This is a genomic window from Streptomyces sp. SUK 48, from assembly GCF_009650765.1.
Lineage (GTDB): Bacteria > Actinomycetota > Actinomycetes > Streptomycetales > Streptomycetaceae > Streptomyces.
In genome coordinates, this window is record NZ_CP045740.1 from 7,186,314 (window position 1) to 7,198,183 (window position 11,870).

Consider the following 11,870-nt stretch of genomic DNA (forward strand, 5'->3'; position numbering starts at 1 on the left):
AACTCCCCGAAGGAACAACCGACATGACCACCTTCCACGTCGACTCCGAGGCCGGCCGGCTGCGCCAGGTCATCCTGCACCGGCCCGGGCTCGAACTCTCCCGGCTCACCCCGCGCAACGTCGACGCGCTGCTCTTCGACGACATCCTGTGGGCGAAGCGGGCCCGCGAGGAGCACGACGCCTTCGCCCAGGCGCTGCGCGACCACGGGACCCGCGTGCACTACTTCACCGACCTGCTCGCCCAGAGCCTCGACATCCCCGGCGCCCGCGACTGGCTCCTCGACCGCGTGGTGACCGTCGCCACCGTCGGCCCGGCGCTGGTCGAACCGGTACGCGAACTGTGCGCGGGCATCGACGGCGCGACCCTCGCCGCGTACCTCATCGGCGGCCTGCTCAAGAGCGACCTGCCGCTCGCCAGCCCGCACAGCCTGGTCTGGAACGCCCTGGGCGAGGAGGACTTCGCCCTCGCCCCGCTGCCCAACCACCTCTTCCCGCGCGACAACTCCTGCTGGATCTACGACCGGTTGTCCATCAACCCGATGGCCAAGGCGGCCCGGCGGCGCGAGAGCCTGCACGCCGAGACCGTCTACCGGTTCCACCCGCTGTTCGCCGCCCAGGCACCCCGGCCGATCCTGGACGGACCGGTGGGCACCCTGGAGGGCGGCGACGTCCATGTGCTCGGCAACGGGGCCGTGATGGTCGGCATGGGGGAGCGCACCACCGCCCAGGCCGTGGAGAACCTGGCCGCCCGGTTGTTCGCCGCCGGAACGGCCGCCAAGGTGATCGCGGTCCAACTCCCGCCCCAGCGTGCCTATATGCATCTGGACACCGTGCTCACCATGGTCGACCGGGACGCCTTCGTGGTCTACCCGGGCCTCGCCGACTCCCTGCGCTCGTGGACCCTCACGCCCAGCGACGCCCGCCCGGTCCGCTTCGCGGTCACCCCGAACCCGGACCTCGCGACCGCCCTCGCCGAGGCTCTCGGCCTCGACAAGGTGCGGATGCTGTCCGCGCCGCAGGACATCCGGGGCGCCGAACGCGAACAGTGGGACGACGGCAGCAACTTCCTCGCCCTGGAACCCGGTGTCGTCGTCGGCTACGAGCGCAACGTCACCACCAACACCTATCTGCGCAAGCAGGGCATCGAGATCGTCACCGTCGCCGGCGCCGAACTCGGCCGCGGCCGCGGCGGCCCGCGCTGCATGAGCTGCCCGATCGAACGCGACCCGGTCGCCTGACACTTCCCCGAGGACACCACAGATGACCATCGACCTGCGAGGCCGCTCCTACCTGAGCGAACTCGACTTCACCGCCGCCGAGACCGGCCACCTCCTCGACCTCGCCGCCGGTCTCAAGGCGGCCCGGCGGGCCGGCGCCGAACAGCCCCGGCTGACCGGCAGGCAGCTCGCGCTGATCTTCGAGAAGACCTCCACCCGCACCCGCTGCGCCTTCGAGGTCGCCGCCCGCGAGCAGGGCGCCGCCACCACCTACCTCGGCCCCGGGGACACCCACCTCGGCGGCAAGGAGTCCGTCGCCGACACCGCCCGCGTCCTCGGCCGGATGTTCGACGGCATCGAGTACCGGGGCTCCGCCCAGACCGTCGTGGGCGAACTCGCCGCCTCCTCCGGCGTCCCCGTCTACAACGGCCTGACCGACACCGCGCACCCCACCCAGAGCCTGTGCGACGTGTTCACCATGCGCGAGCACAGCGCCAAGCCGCTCGCCGACATCGCCTACTGCTATCTCGGCGACGCCCGCAACAACATGGGCAACTCGCTGCTCTCCATGGGCGCCCTGCTCGGCATGGACGTCCGGATCGCCGCCCCGCGCGCCCTGTGGCCCGCCGCCGAACTGGTCGCCACCTGCCGGGCACGGGCCGAGCGCAGCGGGGCCCGGATCACCCTCACCGAGGACGTCGGGACGGCCGTACGCGGCGCCGACTTCCTGCACACCGACGTCTGGGTCTCCATGGGGGAGCCCGCCGAGACCTGGAAGGAACGCATCGACCTGCTGCTGCCCTACCAAGTGAACGCCGAGACGCTGGCCGCGACCGGCAACCCCGACGTCGCCTTCATGCACTGCCTGCCCGCCCTGCACGACGACCGCACCCGCCTCGGCCGCGAACTGCGCGACACCTACGGCCTGACCGGCCTGGAGGTCACCGACGAGGTGTTCTCCGCGCCCCGCTCGCTCGTCTTCGACCAGGCGGAGAACCGGCTGCACACCATCAAGGCGGTCCTCGTCGCCACCCTGGCGGACCGGCCCGGCACCGTGGAGGGCTGACCGATGCGCCTCGTCATCGCCCTCGGCGGCAACGCGCTGCTGCACCGCGGCGAACGCCCCGACGCCGCCGTCCAGCAGGCCAACATCGACCGGGTGGCCCTCGCCGTCGCCGCCCTCGCCCAGGACCACGAGGTCGTCGTCACCCACGGCAACGGCCCCCAGATCGGGCTGCTCGCCATGGAGAGCGCGGCCGACGCCGCGCTGAGCGCCCCCTACCCGCTGGACCTGCTCGGGGCGCAGACCCAGGGCATGATCGGCTCCCTGCTGGCGCGCGCCCTGTACGACGCGCTGCCCGGCCGGCGGGTCGCCGCCCTCGTCACCCACACCCAGGTACGGGCCGACGACCCCGCCTTCGGGCACCCGGAGAAGTTCATCGGCCAGGTCTACCCGGCGGAGACCGCCCGCGCGCTCTCCCGCGAACGGGGCTGGCACATCGCCCGGGACACCACCGGGTGGCGCCGCGTGGTGCCCTCCCCGGCGCCCGAGCGGATCATGGAGACCGGCACCGTGCAGGACCTGCTGGGCCTCGGCACCCTCGTGGTCTGCGCCGGGGGCGGCGGCGTCCCGGTCGTGGACGGCGCGCGCGGCGGGCTGCGCGGGGTGGAGGCCGTCGTCGACAAGGACCTGACCGCGGCGCTCCTCGCGGAGGACCTCAAGGCGGACTTCCTGCTGATCCTCACCGATGTGCCGCATGTGTACGCCGACTTCGGCGGCCCCCACCAGCGTCCCCTCCTGGAGGCCACGCCCGCCGAACTGCGCTCCGGCGACTTCCCGGCCGGCTCCATGGGCCCGAAGACGGAGGCGGCGGCCCGGTTCGTGGAACGCACCGGCGGCCTCGCCGCGATCGGCGCCCTCGACGCGGCGTACGAGATCGTGCGCGGCAGGGCGGGCACGCTGGTACGACCCGAGCCGTGACGAAGCCCCGTCCCCGGCTCCCCGCACCGGTGTGCCGCCCAACGGCCCACTGGTGCGCGGGCGTTCACAGTTTCAGCGTGAACCAGGTCGTCTTGCCCTCGTCGGTCGGCCGTACTCCCCAGCCGTCGGCGAGCGTGCGGACCAGGAACAGGCCGCGCCCGGACTCCTCGTCACCCGCGGCGTGCCGGGGCTGGGGCAGGTGCGGGCTGCGGTCGCTGACCTCGACGGTGAGGTCCGTGGCCGTACGGCACAGCCGCAGCCCCACCGGGCCCTCGGCGTGCTGCACCGCGTTGGTGAGGGTCTCCGACAGCAGCAGGAGCGCGTCGTCGGCCGGTGCGGGACACTCCCACGAGATCAGCGTCCGGCGCAGGAAGGCCCGGCCCTCGGGAACCGAGGCGGGGGCGGCGGGCAGCTCGGTGGTGACGGCGGCCAGCGGCGCCGCCGGGAGCCGCGCGAACAGCAGGGTCACGTCGTCGTCATGGCCGTCCACGTCCGGCAGCAGCTCGGCGAGCACATGGTCGGCGGCCGCCTCCAGGCTCGTGGAGCGCGGGAAGAACGTGTCCAGGACGGTGGTGAGTTCACCGAGGCGCGCCTCGATGTCACTGCCCGGTGTCTCGATCAGACCGTCGGTGTACAGCACGAGCGTGGCGCCCGGGGAGATGTCGAACGCCGCGTGCTCGTACAGCACTCCGCCCACCCCGAGCGGCGCGTTGACCGGCGCGGGCAGCGCCCGGACACCCTCCCAGGGGCCGACGACGAGGGTGGGCAGATGCCCGGCGGAGCAGACGGTGACGGTGCCCGCGTCCGGGGCGATGACCAGATAGCAGCAGGTGACCAGCTGGTCCGGCACGTCCAGGTCGCCGACCACGGTGTCCAGGGCCTGCATCAACTGGCGCGGCTGCATCCCCGTCTTGGCGAGCGCGTGCGCGGCCGAGCGCAGCTGCCCCATCACGGCGGCCGCCTCCAGGCCGCGGCCCATCACATCGCCGATGAGGACACCGACCCGGCCCGCGCCCAGCGGTATCAGGTCGAACCAGTCGCCGCCGACACCGGCGCCCTGGGTGGCGGGCCGGTAGCGGCTCGCGGTGTCCAGGCCGGGCAGCGCGGGCGGGGTGCCCATCAGGCTGCGCTGGAGGGTCAGGGCGATGTGCCGCTGCTGCTCCAGCAGGGCGGTCAGCTCCGCCTCCACCTGCTTGCGGTCGCTGATGTCCCGCACGATCGCGCACGCCCCGACGACCTTGCCCGCGGTGTCCCGGGTCGGCCACAGCGTGACGTCGACATCCAGCAGCGACCCGTCCTTGGTGACCCGCAGCGTCTCGAAGTGCTCGACCTTCTCGCCGTGGCGCAGGCGTTCGAGCAACGCCCAGATGTCGTCCTGGAGTTCGGTGGGCGCGAGCATGGAGACGTGCCGTCCCATGACCTCCTCGGCGGTGTAGCCGTACAGCTCGGTGGCGGCCGCGTTCCAGTACGTGATCTCGCCGGCGAGGGTCTTGGCGAGGATGGCGTCCTGGGAGGACTCCACCAGCGCGGCGAGTTCGTTGATCCGGGCCTCGGCCGCCTTGCGGTCGCTGACGTCGCGCACCGCGGCGGAGACCAGCAGCCCGTCCGCCGTCTCCAGCGGGCTCAGGCTGATCTCGACGGGGAACTCGCTGCCGTCCTTGCGTAGTCCGTGCAGTTCGAGCCCCGCGCCCATGGGGCGCACCTGCCGGTTGGCCGCGTAGCCGTCGCGGTGCCGGGTGTGGTGGGCGCGGAAGCGGTGCGGCACGAGCAACTCGACGGGCCGGCCCAGCAGTTCCTCGCGGCGGTAGCCGAACAGGGCCTCGGTCTGGGCGTTGACGAGCCGGATGACGCCGGTGTCGTCGACGATCACCATGGCGTCCGGCGCCGCCTCCAGCAGCCCCCGGAACCGCTCCTCGGCACCGCTCTGCGCCAAGGGGGCTCCGCACCGGCACCGCTGGAGGACCGCGGGACCCGCCGCACGGGCCGGATCGTCCACGCAAGCATTCATATCTACCCCGCCATGTCGCTCGTGATGCTACGGACATCCCAGCGCAACCGGCCTCCCACCGCCGTGACTTGTCGCGTCCTGGCCGGAACACATCCCCGCGGCGGACGAACCCGTGCAGAACCGGTCCCGGTCCGAGCACAAGCGGTCGCCTCCGCCCTGGTGGCCGCCCCAGGGGCCGGTCGGCCCCGGACGGGGGACCTGAGGGCCCTGCCGGTCCGGGGCCGCCGCGACGAGGCTTGAGCCGATCCCGGAGGGGATCTTTCGACAACAGGAGGTGGACGTCATGTCCCGCACCGTCACCGTGGGCCTCGACGGCTCCCCCGAGAGCCGTACCGCCGCCGAGTGGGCGGCGGGCGAGGCGCGGCTGCGCGGTCTGCCGCTGCGCCTGGTGCACGTGTGGGAGCCGGTGACGGAGACCATGGCGCAGGATCCGGTCATCGGCGTGGCGACCCAGCGGCACTGGACCGAGCGGATCCCGCGCGAGACGGCCGAGGAACTGCGGCTGCGCCACCCCGACCTGGAGATCCGCTCCGAGCACCAGGACGGCTTCCCGGCCGAGCTGCTCGCGGAGGCCGCCGAGGAGTCCGAGCTGCTCGTGCTCGGCTCGCGGGGCCTCGGCCGGGTCGGCGGCTACCTCGTCGGCTCCGTCGGTTTCTCGGTGGTCGCGCGGGCCGGCCGCCCCGTGGTCCTCGTGCGGTCCGGCTGGAAGCCCGACGGCGACGCCCCCGAGGGCCCGGTCGTCCTCGGCGTCGACACCACCGCGCCGGACGACACGGTGTTCGCGTTCGCCTTCGAGGAGGCCGAGCGGCGCGGGACCTCGGTACGGGCCGTGCGCACCTGGTCCATGCCGCCGTACTACGTCTACGGCTTCGCCGCCGACCCCACCTTCGACCAGGAGTGGTCGCTCCAGGAGGAGTCCGCGCTCACCGAGGTGCTCACGCCGTGGCGGCGGAAGTACCCCGCGGTCGAGGTCACCGAGGAGTGCGGGTACGGGAGCGCCTCGCTGCACCTGGTCGAGGCATCGCACGGTGCCGGACTCGTGGTCGTCGGCCGGCGCCGCCGCCCCGCGTCGTTCGGCACCCACATCGGTCCGGTGACGCATGCGGTGCTGCACCACGCGATGGCGCCGGTGGTGGTGGTGCCGCACGACTGAGGGTGACGGACAGGAACTGCGGCGCGCCCCACCCGGGTTGGTCCGGGTGGGGCGCGTGGGGTTGTGCGTGGCATACGGCCTCGGCGCCTCGAGATGTCGAGGCGCCGAGGCGCTGATCTACTGGCAGTTCACGTCTCCTCGCCGCCTCGCCACGGGGGCGGCGTCGCCGTCCCGCGGGTGCAGTGCGCGCGGTGGGCGACCCGGTCGGTGCGGCTGCGCAGGCGGTCCTGGAGACGGTCGGCGAGTTCGCGGGCGCTGTGCTCACGGGCGTGGACGACGACGAGGTAGTGGCCCACCCGGATCTCGGCGCCGGCGGTCCAGGGCTGTCCCGCGTGAGCGGCGGGCGCCCTGCCGATCCGGATCTCGCCGCTCACGGGCGGCAGTCCCGGCCGGCCGAGCACGGTGTCCACCTTCTCCCGGAGATAGGCGAGGTCCTCTTCGGACATCGCGCTGTCGGCCCGTACCCGGACGGCGACGGCGGTCTCGTGGGCGCGGACGCCGGTGTGCCTGGCAGTCATGTGCTCCACTCCTTCTGATCGGTGCGTGCTGATCGTTCGGTGCAGCGCACCCAGCGTCCTCCGTGCGCCGCCCCGCGGCCCAGGGCCGGCCGACCCGGGGTCCTGGGCCAGGTGGTCCCGCCCACCGGACCCGCCGTCAAAATCCAGCCAGCTCTCCTTGAATCGGCATACGTCGAGGGCCGTGCTGGTGTGAGCCCTGGACGCGCCCCCGCGTACGCGAGCAGACTGCGGTCTCCCCGAGGAAGGCAGGTCGGTCGCCATGCTGTTGCGTCTGCCCACGTCCGTGTCCGAAGCGCAGGAGTGCCTGGCCGAGGGGGCCGTCCCGGTCGGCGGGGCGACGCTGGTGTGGGCCACGTGGCAGCGCGAGGGATTCCCCGAACTGGCCATGTCGCTCAGGCAGTTGCCGCAGGCCAACGTCATCGGGCCGGAGACGCTGGGTGCCGCCGTGCTGCTCGGGCGGGTCGACGACCGGGTGCCGGACGTGCTGCGCCGCGCGGCCGGCACGGTGGGTACCGGGGCGGTGCGCCGCGCGGCGACGGTCGGCGGCAACCTCGTGGGCAGCGCGCTGCGTTGTCTGCTGCCGGCCGCGCTGGCCCTCGACGCCCGGGCCACGGTGCTGGAGTCCGACGGCGTCCGCGAGACGGATCTGGCCGAAGTCGTCGCGAAACGGCCCCTGTTGCTCGGTCTGCACTGGCGTGCCCCGCTCGCCTGCGCCTACCGCAAACTCCCCGCCGACGCCGGCGGCCCGCCGCCCCTCGTGGTGGCCTCGGCACTGCACACGGGCGACGGCGCGGGCGGCGGTGCGGGGTACGCCGTCCGGGTCGCCGTACGGGACGGCTACGAGGTGTTCGAGGGCGCCGCCGTCCCCGGTGCCGACGCCGAGGAGACCCTGGAGGCCCTGCGCGCCACCGCCCTCGGCGATCTGCCCGCCGCCGCGTGGCGGGTCGTACGTCCCCAGGTGCTCGACCTGCTGGCGCGCGAGCGGTAGTCCAGCGGCCCGTTCCACCCGCCCGCCGGGGCGCCATCTGATGCGGCGGGGGCGTCCGTCCTCGGGATCAGTCCCCGTGGACGGTGAGCCGGTAGCCCTCGGGGCCGGTGAAGGAGAAGGACGGGCCGAACGGGGTCGTCTGGAGCGGGGTGACGCCCTCCGTGCCCTGCGCGACCAGCTGCTCGCGCAGGGCCGGGGCGTCGGTGGTGCGCAGCCACAGGGCGACGCCGAGGCCGGGGTGCCCGGCACCGTCCAGGTCGACGCCGGGCAGCGGCTCGCGGACGGCAAACGGGATCGGGCTGGTGGCGAAGACGACCGCGTTCGCTGGTCCGCCCGGCGCCCGCCGCAGTCCGAGCCGCTCCTCGAAGAAGGCGGCCGCAGCCGGTACGTCCCTCACCTGGAGGGCGATGAAATCAGGGCCTTCGACGGTGGCGGTCATGGTGACTCCCAAGGGTGGTCTGTCGGTGTGTGTATGTCAGAACTTTGACATGACCGACCGTAGGCCGTCGGCCTTGGGTATGTCAAAATGCTGACATGGAAGATCGAGCGCCCGTCCCCGCGCCCCATCCGGCGCGGGACGTCACCGAACACGTGGGATACCGACTGAAGAAGGCTTCGGCCGCGCTGCGCGGCGCCATGGACCGGGCGTTGCGCGAGCACGGCCTCACCGTCCCGCAGTACTCCTGCCTGGAACTCCTCGATGAACGGCCCGGCCTGTCCAACGCCGATCTCGCCCGCGGCACCTTCGTCACCCGGCAGTCGGCCAACGTCGTCCTGCGCGGCCTGAAGGAGGCCGGGCTGATCACTCAGGCGGCCAGTACCGACCACGGCCGGGCCCTGCCGGTCCACCTCACCGCCGCCGGGCAGGAGCGGCTGCACGCCGCGCGCGGTGCGGTGTACGCCGTCGAGGAGCGCATGATCGAGGGCATCCCCGCGCGCCGGCTCTCGGCGCTGCTGGCCGACCTCGACACGATGACCGGCAACCTGGAGGCGTGACCGCCCGGCGGGGCAGGCGGGTTCAGGCCCGGTGGGTGTCGTCCCGTGGGCGGCGCGCCGGGCGGCCGGGGGAGCGGCGGCCTGGCGGCGGGAGAACGTGCTGAAGTCGCCCGCGTCGCGGAAGCCGAGCCGCCGGGCGAGGGCGGCGACCGGCAGCTCGGTGCGGACGAGAAGTCTCCTGGCCTTCAGCGGGACGCGCTGGTCGAGGCAGGTCTTGGCGCCCGAGTGGCCGCTGTACGGCATCGCGCGGGACCTCACCCGCGCCGCGCGCGGCATCGCGGTCCGGTGGCCGTGCCGGTCGGCGCGCACGACGTGGTGGAATCCCCCGGACGTGCTGCGCGCGCATCTGCTGCCGCACCTCCCGCACGCGACCCTCACCACCGTCCCCGGCGCCGGGCACCTGCTCCCCCTGGAGGCCCCCGGCGCCGTGGCCACCGCCCTCGGCGGCTTCCTCGCCCGCCCGGCAAGATCCAAACGAGAGGCCCTAGGGGTCCAGCGGCAGCACCCGGGCGATGAGGAGGGCGACGTCGTCGTGGCCGGCCGGGTGGCGCAGTTCCCGCAGCAGCCGGTCGCAGGTGTCCTCCGGGGAGGGGGACGGCGGGGAGAGCAGCCGCAGCAGTTCGTCCAGACGGGCGTCGATCGGGTCGTCACGGGTCTCCACCAGGCCGTCGGTGTAGAGCACCACCTGGTCGCCGGGCCGCAGTCCGAGCGTGCTGGACTCGAACGGCACTCCGCCGACGCCCAGCGGGGTGCCGGTCGGCAGGTCGAGGAGCCGGGGCGGCCCGTCGTACGGGATCAGGACCGGGGGCAGATGCCCGGCGGAGGCCACCTCCAGGCGGGCGAGACGGGGATCGTGGACGGCGTACACACACGTCGCGATGTACGGGTCGAGGCCGAGGGTGATCCGGTCGAGGTGGGTGAGGACGCGCGCCGGGCCGAGGTCGAGATCGGCCAGGGTGGAGGTGGCGGTGCGCAGCCGGCCCATGGTGGCCGCGGCCGCGATCCCGCTTCCCATCACGTCGCCCACCGCGAGGGCGGTGCGGTCGCCGTCCAGCGGGATGACGTCGTACCAGTCGCCGCCGACCTCGCCGATCGCCTGCGCGGGCCGGTAGCGGGCGGCGATCTCCAGACCCGGGTGGTCGGGCGAGAGCCGGGGCAGCAGGCTGCGCTGGAGGGCCTCGGCGGTGCTGCGGGTGTGCTGGTGCAGGACGGCGTTGTCGATGCTCAGCGCGGCGCGCGCGGCGAGTTCGCAGGCCAGCTCCAGGTCGTCGGCGTCGAAGGGCGCGGGGTTGCGGGCCCGGGCCAGGCCCATGACACCGATGCACTGCCCGCGGGCGATCAGCGGGACCGCCATGTCGGTGTGCACCCCGGCCCGGGCCAGCAGCCGGGCGGCCTCCGCGTCGGCGGCCACACGGCCGACCTCGCCGCTGTCCAGATGGGTGATCAGTACCGGCCGCCCGGTGCGCACGCTCTGGGCCGCGGGATGACCGGCGTGGTAGACGGTGAGCCGGCCGGGCGGCACCAGCGCCCCGGCCGCGTCGGTGGGGTAGGCGGTCTTCACGGCCAGCGCGCGGAACAACGGGGGGCCCTCGCCCGGGTCCGTACGGCCGGTCCGCAGCATGCTGTCCAGCAGGTCCACCGTGGCCATGTCGGCGAGGCCGGGCACCAGGACGTCGGCCAGTTCCCGTGCTGTGCGCTCCACCTCCAGGGTGGTGCCGATGCGCGCCGAGCCGCGGGCGATCAGCCGCAGCCGCCGCTGGGCCCGCTCGGCCTCCTGGGCGGCGCGGTAGCGGTCGGTGACCTCCACCGCCACCTTGGCGACACCCAGCGTGTGCCCCTGGTGGTCCTCCAGCCGGTACAGCGAGGTCATCCAGGCGTGGTCCTCGCCCGGGTCGGCGGCGGTACGCCCCACCACCTCCCGGTTCACCACGGGGGCGCCGGTGTCCAGCACCCCGCGCATGGACGCCTCCAGCGCCTGGAACGCCGGATCGGGGAACAGCTCCCCGAGGCGCCGGCCCACATGGTCGGCCGCGGGCAGGCCGTGCATGGCCGCGAGGGCGGGATTGACGGCCACGTACCGCAGCGCGGTGTCGAGGACGGCAAGACCGATCGGGGCCTGGGTGACCAGCCGGTCGGACAGGGCGGCGTCGCGTTCCACCCGGCGCAGGGTGGAGCGGTCGGTGGCGAGGCCCAGCGCGTAGTGGTCGCCGAGGTGGTCGGTCAGCCGCATGTTGCGGAACTCGACGGTCCTGGTGCCGCCGTCCTTGTGCCGCACCGGGAACGCCCCCGCCCAGCCCCGCCCCGTCTCCATCACCTCGGCGAACAGCTGGATCGCCGCGTCCCGGTGCTCGGGGAGCAGCAGCAGAGGCGCCGCGTACTGCCCGACCGCCTCCGCGCGGTCGTACCCGAACAGCTCCTCGGCCTGCGGGCTCCACATGTCGATCCGGCCGTCGGCCTCCAGGAGTACGGCGGCGACGCCCAGGAGGTCGAAGAGGCCGGTCGGCTGCTGCGTCTCGGGCTCCGTGTCCGCCGGGGACGGGGCGGCCGGGTCCGGCGCGGCGGTGCGGTCCGGCCGGGGCCGCACCGCTTGGTCCCGCCCGGCATCGGGCACCGCGGCGTGGCCGGCGCGGGATTCCGTGCCCGGGTCCGCGTCGGGGCGCGCCGACCCGCCGGGCCGGGGCCGCGCGGCCGGGTCCGTCCGGGACTCGGCGGCGCGCTCCCTGCCGGACTCCGCACCCGCGGTCCCGGACTCCGTACCCGCCGTGCCGGACTCCGCACCCGCGGTCCCGGACTCCGTACCCGCCGTGCCGGACTCCGCGCCCGCGGTCCCGGATTCCGCGCCCGCCGTGCCGGGCTCCGCGCCCGCCGTGCCGGATTCCGCGCCTGCGGTCCCGGACTCCGCGCCCGCCGTCCCGGGCTCCGCACCGGCCGGTCCGGGCCGGTCCGGGTCCGGGTGCCGCGTCCCTCCGCTCATCCCACTCGCTCCTTCCGCCGGCCCGCCGGGCCGAC

General features: G+C 74.3%; 10 protein-coding genes. 6 read left to right on the top strand and 4 right to left on the bottom strand.

The features are described 5' to 3' along the window. The first annotated feature begins 23 nt into the window (after positions 1 to 23). The 3 genes from GHR20_RS31940 to GHR20_RS31950 are packed head-to-tail and all read left to right on the top strand — an operon-like array spanning position 24 to position 3,198. Positions 24 to 1,238, top strand: coding sequence for an arginine deiminase (locus tag GHR20_RS31940; protein WP_153815144.1), 1,215 nt, complete (start codon positions 24 to 26; stop codon positions 1,236 to 1,238). A gap of 22 nt (positions 1,239 to 1,260) precedes the next feature. Further along, positions 1,261 to 2,283, top strand: a complete 1,023-nt coding sequence (gene argF / locus GHR20_RS31945) for an ornithine carbamoyltransferase (RefSeq protein WP_153815145.1) — start codon at positions 1,261 to 1,263, stop codon at positions 2,281 to 2,283. 3 nt (positions 2,284 to 2,286) lie between these two features. After that, positions 2,287 to 3,198: a carbamate kinase gene (locus tag GHR20_RS31950; RefSeq protein WP_111583575.1), complete on the top strand. Its 912-nt coding sequence runs from the start codon at positions 2,287 to 2,289 to the stop codon at positions 3,196 to 3,198. Between the two features lie 64 nt (positions 3,199 to 3,262). Here the strand turns inward: GHR20_RS31950 and GHR20_RS31955 are convergent, their stop codons facing one another. Next, positions 3,263 to 5,071, bottom strand: coding sequence for a PAS domain S-box protein (locus GHR20_RS31955; RefSeq protein ID WP_237520691.1), 1,809 nt, complete (start codon positions 5,069 to 5,071; stop codon positions 3,263 to 3,265). A 418-nt stretch (positions 5,072 to 5,489) separates the two neighbouring features. Here GHR20_RS31955 and GHR20_RS31960 point away from each other — a divergent pair, with 418 nt between their 5' ends. Further along, complete coding sequence (locus GHR20_RS31960) at positions 5,490 to 6,359, top strand: universal stress protein (RefSeq protein ID WP_153815147.1); 870 nt, start codon at positions 5,490 to 5,492, stop codon at positions 6,357 to 6,359. 128 nt (positions 6,360 to 6,487) lie between these two features. Here GHR20_RS31960 and GHR20_RS31965 read toward each other — a convergent pair whose 3' ends face one another. After that, entirely contained in the window at positions 6,488 to 6,877 is a 390-nt protein-coding gene (locus GHR20_RS31965) for a hypothetical protein (RefSeq protein WP_153815148.1), read from the bottom strand. 259 nt (positions 6,878 to 7,136) lie between these two features. Here GHR20_RS31965 and GHR20_RS31970 point away from each other — a divergent pair, with 259 nt between their 5' ends. Next, a complete protein-coding gene (locus GHR20_RS31970; RefSeq protein ID WP_148026014.1) occupies positions 7,137 to 7,865 on the top strand; it encodes an FAD binding domain-containing protein in 729 nt (242 codons plus the stop codon). A gap of 67 nt (positions 7,866 to 7,932) precedes the next feature. On the opposite strand, the gene GHR20_RS31975 is transcribed toward GHR20_RS31970, so the two are convergent. After that, entirely contained in the window at positions 7,933 to 8,304 is a 372-nt protein-coding gene (locus GHR20_RS31975) for a VOC family protein (protein ID WP_148026013.1), read from the bottom strand. A gap of 95 nt (positions 8,305 to 8,399) precedes the next feature. On the opposite strand from GHR20_RS31975, the gene GHR20_RS31980 reads away from it, so the two are divergent. Then, positions 8,400 to 8,861, top strand: coding sequence for a MarR family transcriptional regulator (locus tag GHR20_RS31980; RefSeq protein ID WP_111583569.1), 462 nt, complete (start codon positions 8,400 to 8,402; stop codon positions 8,859 to 8,861). Positions 8,862 to 9,345: 484 nt separating this feature from the next. Here GHR20_RS31980 and GHR20_RS31985 read toward each other — a convergent pair whose 3' ends face one another. Then, positions 9,346 to 11,835, bottom strand: coding sequence for a SpoIIE family protein phosphatase (locus tag GHR20_RS31985; RefSeq protein WP_243878186.1), 2,490 nt, complete (start codon positions 11,833 to 11,835; stop codon positions 9,346 to 9,348). Positions 11,836 to 11,870: the final 35 nt, after the last annotated feature.